Here is a 19,356-nt window from a genome sequence, read left to right on the forward strand (position 1 = left end):
GCCGAAGCGCTTTTGTAAGCTATGAAAATTCTGGTGATTGACGATGAGCGAAAACTAGCTCGGTTTATCAAACAAGGACTTGAGCAACAGGGGCATGTTGCCGATTTGGTACATTCAGGAACGGAAGGACTTGAGCGGCTGGCAGGCGGATTGTATGATCTTGCATTGCTCGATCTGATGCTACCAGGGCAGACTGGATTTGAGGTCCTGAAAAATATTCGTGAGTTTGGCCTGACCGTTCCGGTAATCATTGTATCAGCGCTGAGCGAGCCCGAGAAAGTAGTTCAGGGCCTGGACCTTGGAGCAGTCGATTATCTTCGAAAACCGTTTGATTTTAATGAGTTACTGGCTCGTATTCGTGTGTTGCAACGGCAGGCTCAGACCGGAAATAGCGTCGTATTACAAGTAGCTGATCTGGAAATGAGGCTGGTATCCCATGACGTATTGAAAGCAGGTAAGCGTTTAGAACTAACCAACAGAGAGTTTGCGCTTCTGGAATTACTGATGCGCCGGGCAGGTTTGTTGGTCACCAAGAACGAAATAGCGGAGAAAGTTTGGTCGGCAGACTATGATATGGGAAGTAATGTCATTGAAGTACATATCTATCAGCTACGAAAAAAATTAGATGCTATCGGAACAACAGGGTTGATTGAAACATTGGTGGGACGTGGCTATCGACTACAACGAGCATGAACCTACGTAGTCGGATCGTGTTGGCCGTTACGGTCGTTTTTGCCGGTATCAGTCTGCTGGCGGGGCTGTTTATGCTGAATCGGGCGGAGAAAAGCCTTAAAATAGCATTCGACAGAGCTATTGAAACACGGGCTGAATGGTTGCTCTCGCAGGTTAACGTCGATCCTGTGCTTTTGCCGTTGCCTTCCGAAAGTGAAAAAATGCGCGTAAGTTTTCGGAATTACGGTCAACACCGTGAGCTGTTCCGTAGTCCAGGGTTTCCGGATGCAGCAGGGAGAGGCATGGACAGAAATCAGCAGCAACGATCCTATCGATCAATAACCGTTGAAGTTACACCCGTTCAATTTCCGGGTGGATTAGTGACACTATCCCTGGGCGTACCAGACGATAGTCTAACTCAGGATAATATTCATTTGCGATGGGTGTTTGGCCTAAGCTGGCTGATTAGTCTGGGCCTGGCATTCGGTTGCGGTTACATTGTAGCTGGATGGTTATTGAAGCCTATTCAGACAATCGTTAATCAGGCAAGCCAGATCACGAATACCACAACAATTGAATCGATAGCATTACCCAATACGCGGGATGAGCTTTACCAGTTGACCGATACGCTGAATCAAATGCTGGCCCGGATTCAGGAAAGTGCCGAACTGCAACGTAACTTCTTTGGTGCGGCCGCCCATGAGCTTCGAACGCCTTTGTCGGTTATGAAAACAGGGCTGGAAGTAACGCTGAATAGTAATCAAGTAGACAGTCAGGCTCGGCAATTTCTGACGGGGCAGCTTGATGAAGTCAGGCGTTTACATCGCCTGCTCGACGAATTTTTGACCCTAAGTCGTCCTGATAACCGGCCCTATTCATTCAATCCATCAGCGATTGATTTGTTAGAAACCATAAAGAAATGCTTGGCTCAGCTAGAGTCTGTTTTTGCGGACTACAATGTCGACATACAGTTGACTGAGGAAAATCCTCTTTTGAAGGAATCAATTTGGATCGATGGTACGAAGCTGGAACATGTTCTCCTAAACCTTCTGGAGAATGCAATCAAGTATGCACAGGTGAATAGTGTTATTACGGTTCAGCTGTCCTGGAAAGAAACGCCAACAATTCAGATTGAGAATCAAACAATGCAGGAATCAGGGGTGGTGGCTGATCTGATGCAGCCTTATTTCCGGGCCGATCCACTTAAAGAGGGCCACGGATTGGGGCTTTGGGTAAGCTACCGATTAACAACTTTACTGGGGGGGCAGTTATACCTCCGCTGGGAAGATTTCACGTTCTCTAGTACCTTGTTTCTTCCGCAAACAAAATAGTATTTAACTTAGATTGATCCATGAAAGGGCTTTACTGTATCTTACTACTAACCTTATCGAATGTGTTTATGACATTAGCATGGTATGGACACCTGCAAATGAAGCAATATCCTATGCTGGCTAAACTGTCGCTTTGGGGGATTGTCCTGCTGAGCTGGGGACTGGCTTTCTTCGAGTATATTTTTCAGGTTCCGGCCAACCGAATTGGTTCTGAAGAAACGGGTGGCCCATTTTCATTATTTGAACTTAAAACGATTCAGGAAGCTGTTTCTCTACTGGTCTTTACGCTGATTACAGTCTTTTTCTTCAAGACGGATAAACTAGCCTGGAACCATCTGGTTGGCTTTTTCTTTATTGTCGTCGCGGTATTTTTTATTTTCAAAAAATGGTGAACAGAGCCTGTCTATTTACTTCCGCTCTTACACCAGTCTTAAAGAAAATAAGCGGGTCGCTACGTCTGTAATACGTATTACAGACGTAGCGACCCGCTATGCCATTAATTATTACTTGAATCTTGGGCCAGAATCAACGTAACGACTAGAAATATTTCTGTTCTTTCAGATACTGTTTAACGTAGTCGGATACCCCTTCTTCGAGTGAATGGAATGGCCGGTCATAACCGATAGACCGTAGTTTAGCCATATTAGCCTGCGTAAAATATTGGTATTTATCGCGAATATCGGCTGGCGTATCAATAAATTCGATGTTTGCGTCACGACCCATCGCATGAAAAGTCAGGGTAGCCAGATCGAGGAAGGTTCGGGCTTTGCCGCTTCCCAGGTTATAAATACCTGAGTTACGCCGGTGATGCATGAGAAAGGAACAAACGTCAATAACATCTTTAACGTAGATAAAATCACGCATCTGTCCACCATCTGTAAAGTCAGGGTTGTGAGACCGGAATAATTTCATGTTTCCTGTCTGGCAAATCTGATTATAGGCGTGAAAAATAACAGATGCCATTCGGCCCTTATGGTATTCATTTGGGCCATATACATTAAAGAATTTCAGGCCAGCCCAGAAGAATGGCTTACGTTCCTGTTCGAGCGCCCAAATGTCGAACTCGTTCTTGGAGTCGCCGTAAGGATTGAGCGGCTTGAGTTGAGGAATGATCGACTCATTATCATCATAGCCAAATTCGCCCAGACCGTAAGTGGCAGCCGATGAGGCATATACGAGGGGAATCTGGTAGTCGATGCAGCGCTTCCAGATCTGTTTCGAGTATTCGATATTCAGATGCTCAAAAATCTGCCGATCGAATTCGGTAGTATCGGTGCGAGCACCGATATGGAAAATAAATTCGATTTCCTGGTAATTGTTGTCAAGCCAGTCGAAAAAATCTTCGCGATCTACCCGTTCCTGAATTCGTTTGCCAATTAAGTTGGCTTCTTTACTAGGGTCTGAAAAATCATCAACAGCAATTATGAAATTGAAATTTTCCTGATTCAATTTGCTGATCAAACAGCTTCCGATAAAGCCTGCAGCCCCCGTAACGATAATCATAAAGTGCTAGGAGTAAACGTATTGATTTCTATAAAGAGGTAAAAATCAGGTAGAATGAAGCGAAATTGGCTGTAAAGATACGGCTTTTGAAATGAAGAAAGTAATAGCGTTTTTAATGATTAAATTGCATTTTTCTAGTATAGCCTGAGTGGGGGAGTTGAATACGTGTTTGTAAAAAAGAGGGTTTTATAGCGCCCAAAGAGTTCGTACCTTTGCGGTTCATTAGCAAAATTGGCGTTTCTGGCAACCGCCTTATCTAAACCAGAGATATGGTATATATTAATAGAATTGAGCATTTCAATGCGGCTCACCGGCTCTACAATCCAGCCTGGTCTGAGGAAAAAAATAAGGAAGTGTTTGGCCCCTGCGCAAACATAAACTGGCATGGGCATAACTTCGAACTGATCGTAACGGTCAAGGGGCAACCCGACCCGGATACGGGTTTTGTGATTGATTTGAAAGTGCTGGGCGATATTATTAAGCGTGAAGTGATCGAGAAAGTCGATCATAAAAACCTCAATCTTGATGTTGATTTCATGCGTGGAAAGATGGCCAGTTGCGAAATCTTCGTCATGGAAATCTGGAAAATTCTGGAAAAGGCATTAGCCGACGTAACAGAAGCGCATCTTCACCAGATCAGGCTCTACGAAACGCCGAAAAATTTTGTTGACTACTTTGGCGAATAAGCATCAACGTATGCAGTAGGATGTAGGCTAGGGAGTGGTTTGTTACGTTTTATTACTTACTTCATGCATCTTACTGCTTAGTTTCTTCATGAATTATTATCTGATTGCTGGCGAACGATCGGGCGACCTGCATGGGGCCAACCTTATTCGGGCTATTCGTCAATACGACCCCGAAGCCCAATGTCGTGCGTATGGCGGTGAGCAGATGGAGCAGGCCGGAGCTGTTCTGGTACGTCATTACCGGGAGATGGCCTTCATGGGGTTTCTGGAAGTGGTCAAAAATCTGGGTACAATTCGACGGATTATGCGCGAATGCCAGGCAGATTTGCTGGCCAACCGACCCGACGTGCTTATTTTGATCGACTATGCTGGCTTTAACTTACGCATGGCCCGATTTGCCAAACAGCATGGTATCCGCGTATTTTACTACATATCGCCTAAAGTGTGGGCCTGGAATCAGCGACGAGCGTTGAAAATTAAGGCCAATGTCGATCAACTGTTTACCATCCTGCCTTTCGAAACCGAGTTTTTTGCTCGTTACGACTATGCCGTTCACTACGTAGGCAATCCGCTACTGGACGCTTTAGCCGCTTTTAGTCCTAATCCAGCATTTCGGTCGAAACTACAACTAGATGACCGGCCAGTAGTTGCCTTGCTGCCGGGAAGCCGTCGCCAGGAAATTACGTCCATATTACCGGTTATGCTGGAAGCGAGTAACTGTTTTCCGGCATATCAGTTTGTGGTTGGCACTGTAAGCAACCTGCCATCGGCACTGTATGATCGTATGTTAGCGGCCTATCCTGCTGTAAAGCGCGTAGACGATGCTGCTTATGACGTATTACATAATGCCGAAGCCGCCCTGGTTACCTCGGGTACCGCTACGTTGGAAACAGCCCTGCTGAACGTACCGCAGGTCGTATGCTATAAAACGACAGGTATTTCGTATGCCATCGCTAAACGATTGATTGCGGTGCCCTTTATTTCATTGGTGAATTTGATCGCCAACCGCAATGTAGTGACTGAATTGATTCAGAATGAGCTGACTACAGAACGTATCGAAGCAGAGCTAAACGCCATTCTGCCTAACGGTGCCCGACGTGCCGAGCAGTTGGATGGATATGCGGATGTACGCCGGAAAATGGGCGAGGCAGGAGCATCTGAGCGAGCAGGGAAGCAAATGGTCGAACTCTTGATAGAAGAGACGCAGAAAAAGGCCTAGCTGGATTTTTCCTGAATCAATCCCGTTTCTTCCCAGCTCTTGAGCCAATCTTTTTTGATGCCGTGGACTTCAGAAAAAAAGGCGTAGAAGGGAATCATATCTGCTTCGTAATTACCCGTTGCCTGAATAGGTGGCCCAAGAAGAACCTGTTTGCGAGGCCAGTCGAAACCAACCGGAATAATAGGGACCTGGGCTTTTAGCGAGATATAGTAAAATCCTGTTTTTAACTTCGATACGTTACTTCGTGTGCCTTCCGGGGCAATGCAAATATGCAGAGACTCGTGCTGGTTGAACACGTTAACGATGCTGTCGACCAGATTATTGGATTTGTCTCTGTAAACCGGCTTGCCGCCCAGCCAGCGAAAAAGCCAGCCAGAATACCAGGTGAACAGCGAACTTTTGGCAAGATATTGAATCCAGATACCAACTGTGGCTCGGGTTCCTAACCCGATAGGGAAATCCCAGTTCGTGGTGTGGGGAGCAACAGTCCATATTCCTTTAGGGAGCTGAGGAATAGGACCAACAACCCGCCATCCGGCTATTTTAAACAACCAACGGGCAATGGTACTTAGCATATGTTAGTTTACAGTCTTCAGTTTATAGTCTTCAGTTGCTGTCTTGCTGACAACCATAAACTGACAACCATAAACTGAAAACTTATTTAATACTTCCGGTCGTTGCGCTCCAGCCAGCGGCCAGTCATAAACGAAGCCGTCAGCAGAACAACATAGAACAGAATTGTTAATGGGGTTGATAAATCCATGTCTGTAGTCGGTTGAATTCTGGTGCAAAAGTACAATACACATCGGATATTAGACACTGTAACCTAGACAAAAAGTGAAAGTCTGTGTTCAGTGTCTAATTCCTGGCGTATCTTATAAGACTCCTTTTGTGCTGGGAAGATTATCCAATTCCCGAATACTACGCTGAACAGCCATCTTTATGGATTTGGCAAAGGCTTTAAAAATGGCTTCAATTTTATGGTGTTCATTATCACCTTCCACCTGTATGTTCAGGTTACAAAGCGCGGTGTCGGAAAAGGATTTGAAGAAATGGAAAAACATTTCGGTGGGCATATCGCCCACTTTTTCCCGCTTGAATTCAGCATTCCAGACCAGCCAGGGGCGTCCCGAAAAGTCGATACCCACCTGCGCCAGCGCTTCGTCCATGGGTAGCAGGAAGCCATACCGACTGATGCCCCGCTTATCGCCCAGCGCACGCCGGTAGGCTTCGCCCAATGCCAGAGCCGTGTCTTCAATGGTGTGATGCTCATCAATGTGGAGGTCGCCCTGCACACGAATCGTTAAATCGGCTCCCGAATGTTTGGCAACCTGATCGAGCATGTGGTCGAAAAAGCCAAGGCCTGTATGAATATCTGCTTTCCCCTGACCATCGAGATTCAGATCGATTTTGATCTGTGTTTCTTTGGTGTTGCGTTCAACGCTGGCTGTGCGGGCAGGCAATCGCAGAAACTCATAAATTTTATCCCAATCGTCAGTCTTCAGGGCGATGGCTTGCTGCATGGCTTCCGTTAAACCCGTTACATCGGCGGTTTGTACTGACAATAAGCCATCGGGAGGAAGGAACAAAATGGCTTTGGCCCCTAAATTGACCGCTAGTTGCACATCGGTCAGACGATCGCCAATAACGTAGCTATTCGCCAGATCGTATTCCGGGGCAAAATACTGCGTGAGCATACCCGTACCCGGTTTGCGCGTAGTTGAGTTATCGCGTGGGAAATGTCGATCAATATGGACGGCCTCAAAACGAATATTTTCACCAGCAAACGTAGCCATCATCTTGTTGTGAGCAGGCCAGAATGTTTCTTCCGGGAAAGAATCAGTGCCCAGACCATCCTGGTTTGTCACCATGACCAGCTCATAGTCAGTTTCTTCGGCAATTTTACGCATGGCCGAAATGGCCCTGGGGATGTAATCAAGTTTGGCTAGTGAATCGACCTGCTGATCGGGTTGAGGCTCAATAATCAGCGTACCATCACGATCAATGAATAAAATTTTTCGCATATACATAATATCTGGCGGACAAAGATACCTCACCAGCCGAATTGTAAGAGAAAACGTATTAAATTTGCCACCTAGTAACGTTTTCGATTTATACTGCTACGTAGGATTTCTGTCATATATATAGTTTATTAGTTATCTATAAAGTCCTATCAGTTTGTAACTCGATTGAATATACTGCCTAAGCTATCCCATCGAAACAGTTAGATAAAACCGCGTACAATAATTACTATACTACATACATAAATTACAAAAAAAAATATGCCAGCAAATGCATCCAGGCTGACCCGGATCGGGGTTTTCTATGACGGCAATTATTTCTTACACGTAAGCAATTATTATAATTATTCTCATGAACGGCGCAGCCGGATTAGTATATCAGGTTTACATGCATTTATCCGTAGGCAGGTAGCTGAAGAAGAGGGTGTTAACGAGCGTTTATGTCAAATTGTGGATGCTCATTATTTTAGAGGTCGCTTAAATGCGCACGAAGCTAATCAACGGGGTAATCAATTGTTTTATGATCGCCTGTTCGACGATATTCTGATGTCGGAAGGGGTTGTTACGCATTATTTGCCCGTAAAAACGTATCAGGGCTATCGTCAGGAAAAAGGTATTGATGTTTGGCTGGCTCTGGAAGCCTTTGAATTAGCGCAGTACAAAAAGTTTGATGTTGTTGTGCTCATTACGTCTGATGGCGATTATGTACCGTTAATTCGAAAACTCAATACGTTAGGCTCACGAATTATGGTGTTGAGCTGGGACTTCGAGTTTCTGAACGAACAAGGCGAAAAACAGGTAACGCGCACGTCTCAGGATTTGCTGGAAGAAGTGTCCTATCCGGTTGCCATGCACGGCCTGATTGACGACCGGAGTAGACGGAACGATATGATCATTCAAAATCTGTTCGTAAAACAGCAGCAGACGCGCCCAACTTTCTCGCTTGCCACGGCCGGTGGGAGTGGGTTTGGAAGCACTTTTGCCGACAGTGATGACTTCAATTTTCAGCTGTCGGACGAGCCGAATTATAACATTGCCGATACGATTGACGGCGATCCGGAAGGACGTAAGATTAGTACGGTTCGTAGCCTCAAAACCGGGTATGGTTTTATAAATTACCCGCCCAATAATCTATTTTTTCATTATACCAGTCTGATTGATACTGATTTCAACGAGTTGCAGATTGACGATGAAATCGAATTCACGATAGGACAAAATACGGAGGGTAAAGATATTGCCGTTGACGTACGATTAGTTCGTGAGTAAGAATGAACCAGATTATTGTTGATACTACGTCTTCGTTTCGCTGGAAAGCATTAGGCTGGGCAGTAGAACAACAGACAAAAGCAGATGGGTTTGTCGCTTTTCTGAACAATAATCACATAAAATATCCGAATGACCCGTTTCCAAACCGTTTGTTTATCGGTGTGAAACGGGTCATTTCGTTTTCAAATAATGATGCTTTTACGGCATTACGGCAAGCCCACGATGAGCATCCGTCCTTTTTAGTAGGCTACTGGGGGTATGATCTGAAAAATCAGCTTGAAGCACTGACAAGTCGTAATTCAGATCGGCTCGGTTTTCCAGATGTTTATTTTGTTGAGCCTGAATGGGTGATCGACTTCGAGGCCGATACGGCTATCGTATACGGCGGTGGCGATGTAAACGATTTGCTAAGCGCCATTCAGCTTTTTTCGGAGAAAGCAGATTCAGATAGTCATCCGGGGCAGCAGAGCAAGAGTACCATCCAATGTCGGGTTACGGATGCTACGTATATAGATACAGTTCAAGAAATTCAACGACATATTCTGGCGGGCGATGTGTATGAATTAAATTATTGCATTGAGTTTTTCGCTGAGCAGGCTGCCCTGAGTCCCCTCTCTGTTTACAAAGCGCTGAATGAGAAATCGCCAATGCCATTTTCTAGCTTTATCAAACTGGGCAATCGTTACGTAATGGGCGCGTCGCCCGAGCGATTTTTAAAAAAACAGGGCAATCGAATTATATCACAGCCGATAAAAGGTACTATCCGTCGCGGGAAAACGGCTGCTGAAGATGCTGCGCTTCGGAAGCAGTTAGTCAATTCAGAAAAGGAACGGGCCGAAAATTTGATGATCGTTGATCTGGTACGCAACGATCTGGCCCGGAGTGCCGAAACCGGTTCTGTGCGGGTAGACGAACTCTTTGGTATTTACGGTTTCCAGCAGGTCTATCAGATGATCTCAACGGTGTCGGCCACGCTACGTAGCGAACTATCTTGGGCGGATGTTATCCGTAATGCGTTTCCGATGGGTAGTATGACCGGGGCGCCCAAAATCCGGTCGATGGAGTTAATCGATGAACTGGAAGTAAGCCGCCGGGGAGTTTATTCGGGCGCTATTGGGTTTGTAACGCCCGAAGGTGATTTTGACTTCAGCGTTGTTATACGAACGTTACTGTACGATGCAGCCAGCCAATATGCTTCTTTTTCGGTGGGTAGCGCTATTACGTATGATGCTGATCCGCAGCAGGAATGGGAGGAGTGTTTATTGAAGGCTCGGGCCATCCGGGACGTATTGGAGAACTATCTTCATTAATTTTCTGCCGGCCCTTACGTAGTAAGCCCCACTTTTGCTGGTTTGTAAACGCTTATCGTTGGACCGTTTAAAAATAAAGTAGCGCCAACCGTGTGAAATTTCACCTTTATTTTTCTCTTATTCTGTAAGCAAAGCAACATTCAGTTCTGAAAGTACTCTTTATGAGGATGTTTACCGTTTAACAAATTTTAACTAGATTTATAGTTAAAGAATGTTAACATTGTAACCAATCGATCCGATTGTCTTTAGTTTTGCTTCTTGTACACCTGTTCAACCTTTTCCTGTTCTCGAATGAAAAAGCTCTTCCTGCTGGCCGTATTGTGTCTGTTTACGGTTGTGCTCCAAGCCCAATCCCCAACGGGAGCCTCGCGATTTACTCTTCAGGGCCGAGCTGTCGACACAGCGGCTGCCCCCTTGCCTTCATCAACCGTAATGTTGCTTAGCCCCAAGGATTCGTCTCTGGTTAATTTCACCCGAGCCGACGATAAAGGGGCTTTTGCATTTAAAAATATTAAGGCGGGTAGCTACGTACTCAAAATCTCGTTTGTAGGGCTCATACCGTATAACCAGGTAGTTAAGTCAGACGGAGAAGCGGTTGTGAATCTTGGTGATCTAAAACTGAAACCGATCACTAAAGAGCTTTTTGAAGTAGTGGTAAAAACGGCCAAAGCACCGCTGACGATTAAAGGAGACACCATTGAGTATAACGCTAGCTCGTTTAAGGTTCCAGCCGGATCAACGGTGGAGGATTTGCTACGTAAACTACCGGGTGTTCAGGTCGATCAGGATGGAAATATTCGGGCGCAGGGGCAGGAAGTAAAGAAAGTTACGGTCGATGGAAAAAACTTCTTCGGCAACGACCCAAAGCAGGCGACTAAAAACCTACAGGCCGAAGCCATTACGAAAGTTCAGGTGTTTAACGACAAAACAGAACAGGCGAAACTGACGGGTATCGACGATGGCAAAAAAGAGAAAACCGTCAACCTGGAGCTAAAAGAAGAATTCAAAAAAGGTGGTTTCGGGAAGGTGACAGCGGCTGGCGGTCCGGCATCAAACAACGTATCGGCGCGCGCCGAAGCGAAAGGGAGCTACAATAAGTTTAATGCCAAACACCAATTTTCCTTGGTGGGTTTAGGCAATAATACCAACCAGCAGGGTTTGTCCCGTGATGATTATCAGGATTTTAGAGGTAGCAATGCCTATAATTCCAACCAGAACGCTGATTTTGGCTTCAGTGGTGGTAACTACTTCTATTTTTCGGATAGTGGCGACGAAGGGCTGGGTATTCCGGTAAGCGGCCGGCAAGGCGTTGGCTTTTCGAATAATGCAGCTGGTGGTGTTAACTATAATTACGATACCAAGCCTAAGAAGTGGAGCGGTAGCTATTACTACAACCAGACGAGGATTGAATTAGATGCGGAACGTAGACGGGACAATACACTGCCGCAGAATGAATATAAAACCGAAGAAAATAGCAATCAGGTCAATTTCAATGGGAACCACCGAGTCAGTGCCCGTTACGAGCAGGAGATGGATTCGCTGAACTCGCTGGTGTTTATTAATAACAGTCGTTATGGAATAGGGGACGGTTATTTGTCAAGATTGCAGAATCTTATCCGTAGCAACGGAGCCACAACAATTAACGCTACCGAAAATAGAAGCACACAGCGGCAGTTTGCTACGTCTAATTCGCTCATTTATCGGCATAAAATGCGGAGTAAAAAAGGTAGAAGTTTTGCCGCCAGCGCTACGTATGAAGTAAACACAAACGACGCTACGTTAAATCTGAACTCGACCAATACCTATTCAGGACCCATTACAACGGCGGATCGATTGGCAGATATTCATCAGGATCAGCGAAACAATATTATTCGGAGCGAATATAAAGCGAGCCTGCAATTTGTGGAGCCATTTGCCAAACGGTTTACGTGGGAAACGTTCTATAATTTCAGCTTGCGTAACGACGAAGTAGACCGCGATGTATTCAATCGTAGCGATAATGCTGCCCGGGTTGATTCGCTGAGTCTGTATTATAAAAACAATTACATCTATAATCGGCTAGGAAGTAGTGTTCGCTATTCACACAAGGGGTTAAACCTATCAGTTGGATTGGCGGGTCAGCGTTTTTCGCTCGATGGGCAGTTTGCTCCTGATCAGACATCGTCGCGATTTAACCAGATTAACCGGGTTTTTACTACGTTTATCCCCAACGTGGGCTTGAACTACGATCTCAAAAAGAACCGATACCTATATGGTGGATATAATGTGAGCGTTCAAATCCCAACCTCTCGCGATCTACAGCCGGTAATTAACAACAGTAACCCGCTTTTTATCAATGTTGGCAATCCTAATTTGCTTCCTCAATTAGGGCACAATCTGAATATTGGCTTCAATTATTTCAATCCCGGTAGTTTTATGAATGCCTATATCGGTATAAACGGGACCAAATATGTCAATCAGATCGTGTATAGCCAGGAGACCGACCCGCAAACGCTGGTGACCACCATTACACCCGAAAACCTGTCGGGAGGGCAGAACATGGGTTCGTATATCGGTTTTGGATTTCCTTTAAAGAAAACCAAGGCAACGCTCGATCTCAACGGAGGCATTAATCTGGGCACGAACCCGGCTAAGATCAATAGAATTCTCAACGACACGAAGTCTCAGAATTATAATGTTGGGGCACGGCTTAGTCTGACCCCAGCCGAGTGGCTGACGTTTTATGGCAATGCCAATTACAACGTAACGAACACGCAGTTTTCGATTAATGCCAACCGGGATCAGACCTTTTCGAACACGAATTGGGGCGGTGAGCTGACGCTACGTTTACCCCACAGTCTGTACATTAATACGACCATGAATTACCGGATCAGTATTAACGAGCAACTGAACTTTGATCAGCGGATACCGCTCTGGAACGCGTCATTGTATCACATTCTGGGTAAAGCCAAACGCGCTGAAATTCGCCTGACGGCCATCGATATGCTAAATCGTAACGTAGCGGTATCTTTAAATCGGGGTGTTAACTATACGCAGTCGGAAACGATTCAGACGCTGGCCCGCTATTTCACCATTGGCTTTACGTATAATATGCGGGGTGTTCAGGCCAAGATGCGCCGGGAGGGCTTCTATTGATATCAACCGCTATTCATTTACCTAGCTATGAAAAAACTACTTATTATCCTGTGCCTGCTGACCAGTTCAGCCGCTATGGCGCAAAAAACGGAAGGTATCGTTACGTACGAACGAAAAACCTATTGGACCAAGCTAATTGCCCGCCTGACCTTTCTGAGTCAGGAACAGAAGGATCGGGCGGCACAAACCTGGAAAAATGACGATGAGTATAAGGAAAAAATGAAGCTGGCTTTCAACGCGAATGAGAGCTTATATGCTTACCCTACCGATGAGCCTACCGATGGTGGCTACTCCTGGCGAAACTCCGACTTATTTCTTTATCGGAATTTCGAGAAGGATAAGAAAACCGATATCATCGAAATGCTGGGTAAAACCTACATCGTTGAAGACTCCTTGCATACGCCATCCTGGAAAATCGGCAATCAGATTAAAGACATTGCCGGATACATTTGTATGAAGGCCGAAACCGAAGATCCAATCAAAAAACAGAAGATTACGGCCTGGTTTGCACAGGATATTCCGGTTCCGGCCGGTCCGGAGCGGTATAATGGTTTGCCGGGGCTGATTCTGGAGTTAAATATTAATGACGGCGATGTAATCATTGAAGCAACCAACGTAACATTTAAATCACTCACTCCCGATGATCTGAAACTGCCGAAAACAAAAGGTAAAAAGATCAATGATGCGGCTTATGATGCGCTCATTAAACAGCATGTTGCCGAAAGCATCTCAGCGCATCGAAACCCCTATTGGGCCATCCGATACTGATTTTGTTAAGGACTGCTGGCCTGATACGTAGTACGTTGCCCGGCTTGGGCCGTGTTACGGCACGTTGGATAAAGACAGTTTTGGCATGGTGAGCATTGCTACCAGAAACGTTCTTTCTGTGCTAATTCGCTAAACTATGGTCGAGTATTCAGCCTCACAACCGGTCAGACTGGTTGTGAGGCTGAATACTTTTTTTTAATCCATACCGCGATTCTGTACTATAGATTCTTTCTGAGACATTAGAACTTAATTGGCTCTAACGGTGAATGGGTTAATATTTAATTTTGATAAAAATAAATGAGATTATATTAAATTTTGTAATATACTCGTTACGTAGTTCTTATTTTGGTTATTATTGGGCTTCATCAACCCAACTTATCTGGCCTCCATGCGTCTGTTATACAGTATTCTGTTCCTCTTATGTCTGAGTTTTATAGCGAATGGCCAACAAAATCCAGCGTCTACTGGCGATGTGAACGAACGAATTAAGCAACTGGAAGAAAATCTGCGATACACAAATCAGGTTGTTAATAAGAACATCGATGATTTGCTCTGGTATCAGAAAGTCGGTGACGTCGCACTTATTGACAAAATCCGGTATACGAGCAAACCCCCTCACGTAATCAAGAATCCCACTGGGCAGGGCGCTACTAATCCAATTATTATTCCGGCTTATACGTTTGTCCCAAAGAAATTTAGTTCGGCCAAAAAATTGCCGTTGCTGGTGTTTGTGCATGATGGCATCCATGGCGATTTCGGTACGTTATACGCCCATGTGGTTCGTGAGCTGCTGGATCAGGGATACATGATTCTAGCGCCCGAATACCGGGGGAGTGTTGGCTACGGCGGTGGGTTCTACAACCAGATTGATTACGGCGATTATGAGAACGACGATGTGCTGGCCGGTAAACGCTGGGCGGTTGACAATATGGACCAGGTAGATGCCGACCGGATTGGGATCATCGGATGGAGCCACGGTGGTATGATTTCGCTGATGAATATTTTCGACCATCCGGAAGACTATAAAGTGGCCTATGCGGGCGTTCCTGTGAGTGATATTATTGCTCGGCTTGGTTATAAGCCGCAACAATACCGGACTATTTTTTCGGAAGCTTCGCATATTGGTAAAGACCCGTCCGACAACGTAGCGGAATATCGTCGTCGGTCGCCGGTCTGGAATGCGCAGAAGCTCAAAACGCCCCTGCTAATTCATACCAATACCAATGATGAAGATGTGAACGTACTGGAGGTTGAATCGCTGATCAACGCACTGAAAGCTCACGATAAAAAATTCGAGTACAAAATTTACCAGGATGCGCCAGGAGGGCACAGCTTTAATCGACTCGATACAAAGCTGGCCCGCGAATCGCGCAACGAGATTTACAAGTTCCTGGCCCGATACCTCAACCCGCCTTCAGCGGTAAAGTAAATAACGTAGCGTATGCCTCGTTCTGGCCAAAAAGACATATCCGTTTTAGGCACTGATTGGGCAGTATGGAGTTAGAAATAGTACTGGTTAAACCATTGCTGGACGTAGTATATACGGCTAAAATCAGCAAAGGTGAGCGCTATTGGCATAGAGCATTGAATCAACTAGACGTACCATTCGTGCAAATCCATTTTGTATGAATGGTACGTTTTAGTTTATTACATCACAAGTTCATGGAACACTTACCTGATACCCTCAATCAGGTTGGATTAAATTAGATAATCAATTAAAGAATGAAAGCAATTCGGGTTTACGCTGTGCTGATAGCCAGTCTCTTATGGCAACTAAGTTTTGGGCAGGACGCCAACAAAACGGGGCTGTCATCGAAAATAAATAGTATCCCTTTTCAACTAACTGATTATAACAACCTGTCGGTACAGGCGATCCTAAACAATAAGGACACGGTGCATTTGATGTTTCATACGGCCGCGAATGCTGTTACGTTGACAGAAGAGTCAATGAAAAAAGTAAAAAGCCTATCCTTCGATGGTGCCGATACGGTGAAGAGTTGGGGAGGAGAGAACAATGTATCCCGTTTCAGTAAGAGCAACGTACTAAAAATTGCTGGGTTGCAGTGGCAGAACGTACCGATTTGGGAGAATAAAAATTCAGGCCCACAAACAGACGGTAAGTTTGGAATAGATCTTTTCGAGAATAAAGTTATCGAGCTGGATTTTGATAATAAGACAATGTTCGTTCATCGCGAACTGCCCACAAAAACAAAAAAATATCAGAAAGTAAAGTTGTTTTTTGAGGACGATATGATGTTTCTGGAGGGTAACTGTTTGGTCGGTGATACGTTATTGAGCAATAAATTCCTGATTCACTCCGGATATTCGGGCGGTATTTTGTTTGACGACGCTTTCGCTGGGAATAACAAGCTTGACGAAAAACTGACAATCATTGCCGAAAAAGAACTGAAAGACTCATTTGGGAACGTACTAAAAACCAAAAAAGCGATTGTGCCTAAGTTTATGCTGGGCAATGAAGTACTGCAGAATGTTCCTGTCGGCTTTTTTTCGGGCGCGCTGGGACGACAAAAAATAAGTGTGATAGGGGGCGACATCCTAAAGCGTTTCAACGTAATAATCGATGCCCAGCGGGAGCACATCTACCTGAAAGCGAATAGACTGAAAAACACGAGCTACACGAATACGTAAAACAGCCTAAGCGAAATTACCAGTCTGAAAAGGAAATCTGTTTGATTATTTATCATAAGAAGTGTAAGAATGAGTGTGTTAGCTATATCGAAGTCATTGAGGAAACATACCTTTTAAATGAATCGATTTGTTAACCAATAGATGGGATGCAGAAAGGACATAACCGCGATTTCTGCCCCGTAAATCCAGACGTAATTGGAGTTTAAACAAAGCCAGCGTAGAATATTTGTTTACTAACCGAACATAGTCTGGAAGGCATCGAGCTGGCGAAACAGCCTATTTGTCCCTTGGTTCAGTAACGCTTACTTTAGTACTTACTTTAGTACTTACTACGGCTTATAGGTTGATGACTTAGCCGTATGCCTAAACCGCTTGCCTGAATGGAAACCATATTCACTACCGACCGCGTTCGGCCCTTGCTGAAAAAGGTCCGTCATTTTGTCCAGACTGAGCTTATTCCGCTCGAAAAAGGTTTCTCCCATCATCAGCTGGATGAGTTGATTCCACTACTCGAACAGAAACGCCAGCAGGTAAAAGCCGCTGGTTTATGGGGCTTACATTTGCCTAAAGAAGAAGGACGTAGCGGGCCATTGGGGCATGGATTAACGCTTTGTGAATTCGGTCAGATTAGCGAGGAACTGGCTCACGCTCCTTTTTTTGGACACTACGTATTTGGCTGCCAGGCGCCTGATATTGGTAATAGTGAGCTACTGCACCAATTTGCATCGCCCGACATTAAAGAGCGCTATTTGACGCCACTTCTGGAAGGTGATATTCGAAGCTGTTTTTCCATGACGGAGCCAGAGTTTGCAGGCTCGAATCCAACCCGTATGGCTACCAGTGCTGTGCGAGATGGCAACGACTATGTTATCAATGGGCGAAAATGGTTCACCTCTTCGGCAGACGGGGCTGCTTTTGCCATAGTCATGGTTGTTACAAATCCAGAGGCCGATCAACACCGGCGAGCCAGCATGATAGTTGTGCCGACCGACACGCCCGGTTTCAGCATTGAGCGGAATATTCCGGTCTTTGGCGACGTTGGGCAAGGCTGGTTTAGCCATGCCGAGGTGACCTACACCAATTGTCGGGTACCGGTTTCCAATCTGATCGGCGAAGAGGGAATGGGTTTTCGATTGGCTCAGGAGCGGCTCGGTCCCGGCCGCATTCATCACTGTATGCGCTGGATCGGTAATGCGGAAAAAGCGTTAGATCTGCTGTGTAAACGAGCTGCAACGCGCGAAATTGACGATAATATCATGCTGGGCGAAAAGCAGTTTATACAGGATTTTATTGCTGAGAGCCGGGCTGATATTGATGCCAGTCGATTATACGTATTGAACACGGCTCACATGATTGATAAGGTTGGAGCAGCCAACGTCCGGGAAGCCGTATCAGCTATCAAATTCTTTGTGGCAAATTCATTTTTGCGGGTTCTGGATCGGGCTATACAGGTGCATGGGGCTTTAGGAATTACCGATGATACGGTCTTGTCGGCTATGTATCGGCATGAACGTGGAGCCCGTATCTGGGATGGCGCTGACGAAGTGCACAAGCAAAATCTGGCTAGTAGTATTCTGAAAAAATACGGCTTAGATGTAAAGAAAAAAGCGCGGGAGCTGCAGGAATTTCGTCGGATGATGGCCGCCGAACAGTTATAATACTAGCCAGGATTCTGTTTTGATTGTCAACTCCATTATTGGCATACCATGATCGATTCTCCGCGTTCAGTCCGAGTAGGCGAAGAGCTTCATTTAGAGGCTTTAGTGAATTATTTGCGCGAACACGCCCCCGCAATCGGTCCGATTCAGGCGATTCAGCAATTTCCGGGAGGTTTTTCTAATCTGACGTACCTACTCAAAACACCTGATCGGGAATACGTGTTACGTCGGCCACCGGTTGGGGCATCCGTCAAAGGTGGCCATGATATGGGGCGTGAATTTCGGGTGTTATCCTTATTAAAAGGCCATTATGATCGTGTTCCCAGCCCAATTGTTAATTGCGAAACGAATGATGTAATCGGTGCGCCATTCTACGTAATGGAACGCTTATCGGGGGTTATTTTACGAGCCCCTATGGCTGCTTCCCTGCAGATAGCCCCCGAACAGATGCGCCGTTTATCGGAGACACTGATCGATAACTTACTTGACATTCATTCGCTGGATATCGTTAAAACGGGTCTTGTGCAGCTTGGTAAACCCGACGGTTATGTACAACGTCAGGTTGAAGGCTGGATCAGGCGATATCGGCAGGCTCAAACGGATGTGATTTCGGCCATGAACGTAGTGGAAGAATGGCTTGTAAATCAGTATCCACCAGTGCAGCCCCCGGCTTTTCTGCATAACGATTACAAATACGATAACGTACTGTTTAGAGCTGATGAGAGCAGTTCGGGACCAAGTCCAGCCATTGTTGGTGTGCTGGATTGGGAAATGGCCACTGTTGGCGATCCGTTGATGGACTTGGGTGCTACGTTAGCCTACTGGTCTGAAGCGTCTGACTCCGATGCTTATCGTACATTCAATCTGACATGGCTACCCGGTAACCTGACCCGGCAGGACGTAGCACACCGCTACGCCGAACGTAGTGGCCGTAATCTGTCTAACATTGTCTTTTACTACGTATTTGGGCTGTATAAAAATGCCGTCATTGCTCAGCAGATTTATGCACGATGGAAGCAGGGACACAGCCGCGATGAGCGCTTTGGACGAATTTTACCCATGATTATCGAATTGGCTGATAAAGCGGTTTCGGCCATAAAAAGCGGCCGACTCTAAACGAATACGATTCTAAGTAACG

At 45.6% G+C, this 19,356-nt stretch carries 17 protein-coding genes; 14 read left to right on the forward strand and 3 right to left on the reverse strand.

The features are described from left to right. Positions 1-21 precede the first annotated feature (21 nt). The 3 genes from GK108_RS04725 to GK108_RS04735 are packed head-to-tail and all read left to right on the forward strand — an operon-like array spanning position 22 to position 2,395. Complete coding sequence (locus tag GK108_RS04725) at positions 22-693, forward strand: response regulator transcription factor (protein WP_163943486.1); 672 nt, start codon at positions 22-24, stop codon at positions 691-693. Continuing rightward, a complete protein-coding gene (locus GK108_RS04730) occupies positions 690-2,003 on the forward strand; it encodes a sensor histidine kinase (RefSeq protein ID WP_163943489.1) in 1,314 nt (437 codons plus the stop codon). The genes GK108_RS04725 and GK108_RS04730 overlap by 4 nt, the downstream gene beginning before the upstream one ends. Before the next feature lie 20 nt (positions 2,004-2,023). Further along, positions 2,024-2,395, forward strand: a complete 372-nt coding sequence (locus GK108_RS04735) for a DMT family protein (protein WP_163943492.1) — start codon at positions 2,024-2,026, stop codon at positions 2,393-2,395. 145 nt (positions 2,396-2,540) lie between these two features. Here GK108_RS04735 and rfaD read toward each other — a convergent pair whose 3' ends face one another. Further along, positions 2,541-3,506 carry an ADP-glyceromanno-heptose 6-epimerase gene (gene rfaD, locus GK108_RS04740; protein ID WP_163943495.1) on the reverse strand — a complete coding sequence of 322 codons (966 nt, stop codon included), beginning with the start codon at positions 3,504-3,506 and terminating at the stop codon, positions 2,541-2,543. A 269-nt stretch (positions 3,507-3,775) separates the two neighbouring features. On the opposite strand from rfaD, the gene GK108_RS04745 reads away from it, so the two are divergent. Together GK108_RS04745 and lpxB are read left to right on the forward strand one after the other, a co-directional pair. Continuing rightward, the gene (locus GK108_RS04745) at positions 3,776-4,192 is read left to right on the forward strand and encodes a 6-pyruvoyl trahydropterin synthase family protein (protein ID WP_163943498.1); all 417 of its coding nucleotides are present in this window, start codon (positions 3,776-3,778) and stop codon (positions 4,190-4,192) included. Between the two features lie 88 nt (positions 4,193-4,280). After that, positions 4,281-5,411 carry a lipid-A-disaccharide synthase gene (gene lpxB, locus GK108_RS04750; protein ID WP_163943502.1) on the forward strand — a complete coding sequence of 377 codons (1,131 nt, stop codon included), beginning with the start codon at positions 4,281-4,283 and terminating at the stop codon, positions 5,409-5,411. Here the strand turns inward: lpxB and GK108_RS04755 are convergent. Together GK108_RS04755 and hisB are read right to left on the reverse strand one after the other, a co-directional pair. Next, positions 5,408-5,986: a 1-acyl-sn-glycerol-3-phosphate acyltransferase gene (locus GK108_RS04755; protein WP_163943505.1), complete on the reverse strand. Its 579-nt coding sequence runs from the start codon at positions 5,984-5,986 to the stop codon at positions 5,408-5,410. The genes lpxB and GK108_RS04755 overlap by 4 nt on opposite strands. Positions 5,987-6,286: 300 nt before the next feature. Beyond that, positions 6,287-7,435 carry a bifunctional histidinol-phosphatase/imidazoleglycerol-phosphate dehydratase HisB gene (hisB, locus tag GK108_RS04760; RefSeq protein ID WP_163943508.1) on the reverse strand — a complete coding sequence of 383 codons (1,149 nt, stop codon included), beginning with the start codon at positions 7,433-7,435 and terminating at the stop codon, positions 6,287-6,289. Positions 7,436-7,693: 258 nt separating this feature from the next. On the opposite strand from hisB, the gene GK108_RS04765 reads away from it, so the two are divergent. The 9 genes from GK108_RS04765 to GK108_RS04800 all read left to right on the forward strand — a co-directional run bounded on the left by GK108_RS04765 (position 7,694) and on the right by GK108_RS04800 (position 19,334). Continuing rightward, positions 7,694-8,698 (forward strand): NYN domain-containing protein, encoded by a 1,005-nt coding sequence (locus GK108_RS04765; RefSeq protein ID WP_163943511.1) that lies wholly within the window; start codon positions 7,694-7,696, stop codon positions 8,696-8,698. Between the two features lie 2 nt (positions 8,699-8,700). Next, positions 8,701-10,008 (forward strand): aminodeoxychorismate synthase component I, encoded by a 1,308-nt coding sequence (pabB, locus tag GK108_RS04770; protein ID WP_163943516.1) that lies wholly within the window; start codon positions 8,701-8,703, stop codon positions 10,006-10,008. 291 nt (positions 10,009-10,299) lie between these two features. Next, positions 10,300-13,143, forward strand: coding sequence for an outer membrane beta-barrel family protein (locus GK108_RS04775; RefSeq protein ID WP_163943519.1), 2,844 nt, complete (start codon positions 10,300-10,302; stop codon positions 13,141-13,143). A gap of 27 nt (positions 13,144-13,170) precedes the next feature. Next, positions 13,171-13,911, forward strand: a complete 741-nt coding sequence (locus tag GK108_RS04780; protein WP_163943522.1) for a GLPGLI family protein — start codon at positions 13,171-13,173, stop codon at positions 13,909-13,911. 388 nt (positions 13,912-14,299) lie between these two features. Continuing rightward, a complete protein-coding gene (locus GK108_RS04785; protein WP_163943525.1) occupies positions 14,300-15,340 on the forward strand; it encodes an alpha/beta hydrolase family protein in 1,041 nt (346 codons plus the stop codon). A 65-nt stretch (positions 15,341-15,405) separates the two neighbouring features. After that, positions 15,406-15,540 (forward strand): hypothetical protein, encoded by a 135-nt coding sequence (locus GK108_RS31370; protein ID WP_262887385.1) that lies wholly within the window; start codon positions 15,406-15,408, stop codon positions 15,538-15,540. Between the two features lie 93 nt (positions 15,541-15,633). Next, positions 15,634-16,560 (forward strand): pepsin/retropepsin-like aspartic protease family protein, encoded by a 927-nt coding sequence (locus tag GK108_RS04790; RefSeq protein ID WP_163943528.1) that lies wholly within the window; start codon positions 15,634-15,636, stop codon positions 16,558-16,560. A 380-nt stretch (positions 16,561-16,940) separates the two neighbouring features. Continuing rightward, on the forward strand, positions 16,941-18,218 hold the full coding sequence (locus GK108_RS04795; protein WP_163943532.1) for an acyl-CoA dehydrogenase family protein: 1,278 nt from the start codon (positions 16,941-16,943) through the stop codon (positions 18,216-18,218). A gap of 48 nt (positions 18,219-18,266) precedes the next feature. Continuing rightward, positions 18,267-19,334, forward strand: a complete 1,068-nt coding sequence (locus GK108_RS04800; RefSeq protein WP_163943537.1) for a phosphotransferase family protein — start codon at positions 18,267-18,269, stop codon at positions 19,332-19,334. The last annotated feature ends 22 nt before the right edge of the window (positions 19,335-19,356 follow it).

This window comes from Spirosoma terrae (genome assembly GCF_010435915.1).
GTDB lineage: Bacteria > Bacteroidota > Bacteroidia > Cytophagales > Spirosomataceae > Spirosoma > Spirosoma terrae.

What these genes read in the sequence shown, in the direction of transcription:
- GK108_RS04800 (WP_163943537.1), top strand. Translation starts at nt 18,267, where the DNA reads ATGATCGATTCTCCGCGTTCAGTCCGAGTAGGCGAAGAGCTTCATTTA.
- GK108_RS04765 (WP_163943511.1), top strand. Translation starts at nt 7,694, where the DNA reads ATGCCAGCAAATGCATCCAGGCTGACCCGGATCGGGGTTTTCTATGAC.
- GK108_RS04795 (WP_163943532.1), top strand. Translation starts at nt 16,941, where the DNA reads ATGGAAACCATATTCACTACCGACCGCGTTCGGCCCTTGCTGAAAAAG.
- GK108_RS04785 (WP_163943525.1), top strand. Translation starts at nt 14,300, where the DNA reads ATGCGTCTGTTATACAGTATTCTGTTCCTCTTATGTCTGAGTTTTATA.
- GK108_RS04745 (WP_163943498.1), top strand. Translation starts at nt 3,776, where the DNA reads ATGGTATATATTAATAGAATTGAGCATTTCAATGCGGCTCACCGGCTC.
- GK108_RS04730 (WP_163943489.1), top strand. Translation starts at nt 690, where the DNA reads ATGAACCTACGTAGTCGGATCGTGTTGGCCGTTACGGTCGTTTTTGCC.
- GK108_RS04780 (WP_163943522.1), top strand. Translation starts at nt 13,171, where the DNA reads ATGAAAAAACTACTTATTATCCTGTGCCTGCTGACCAGTTCAGCCGCT.
- GK108_RS04775 (WP_163943519.1), top strand. Translation starts at nt 10,300, where the DNA reads ATGAAAAAGCTCTTCCTGCTGGCCGTATTGTGTCTGTTTACGGTTGTG.
- GK108_RS04735 (WP_163943492.1), top strand. Translation starts at nt 2,024, where the DNA reads ATGAAAGGGCTTTACTGTATCTTACTACTAACCTTATCGAATGTGTTT.
- rfaD (WP_163943495.1), bottom strand. Translation starts at nt 3,506, where the DNA reads ATGATTATCGTTACGGGGGCTGCAGGCTTTATCGGAAGCTGTTTGATC.
- lpxB (WP_163943502.1), top strand. Translation starts at nt 4,281, where the DNA reads ATGAATTATTATCTGATTGCTGGCGAACGATCGGGCGACCTGCATGGG.
- hisB (WP_163943508.1), bottom strand. Translation starts at nt 7,435, where the DNA reads ATGCGAAAAATTTTATTCATTGATCGTGATGGTACGCTGATTATTGAG.
- pabB (WP_163943516.1), top strand. Translation starts at nt 8,701, where the DNA reads ATGAACCAGATTATTGTTGATACTACGTCTTCGTTTCGCTGGAAAGCA.
- GK108_RS04790 (WP_163943528.1), top strand. Translation starts at nt 15,634, where the DNA reads ATGAAAGCAATTCGGGTTTACGCTGTGCTGATAGCCAGTCTCTTATGG.
- GK108_RS04755 (WP_163943505.1), bottom strand. Translation starts at nt 5,986, where the DNA reads ATGCTAAGTACCATTGCCCGTTGGTTGTTTAAAATAGCCGGATGGCGG.
- GK108_RS31370 (WP_262887385.1), top strand. Translation starts at nt 15,406, where the DNA reads ATGGAGTTAGAAATAGTACTGGTTAAACCATTGCTGGACGTAGTATAT.
- GK108_RS04725 (WP_163943486.1), top strand. Translation starts at nt 22, where the DNA reads ATGAAAATTCTGGTGATTGACGATGAGCGAAAACTAGCTCGGTTTATC.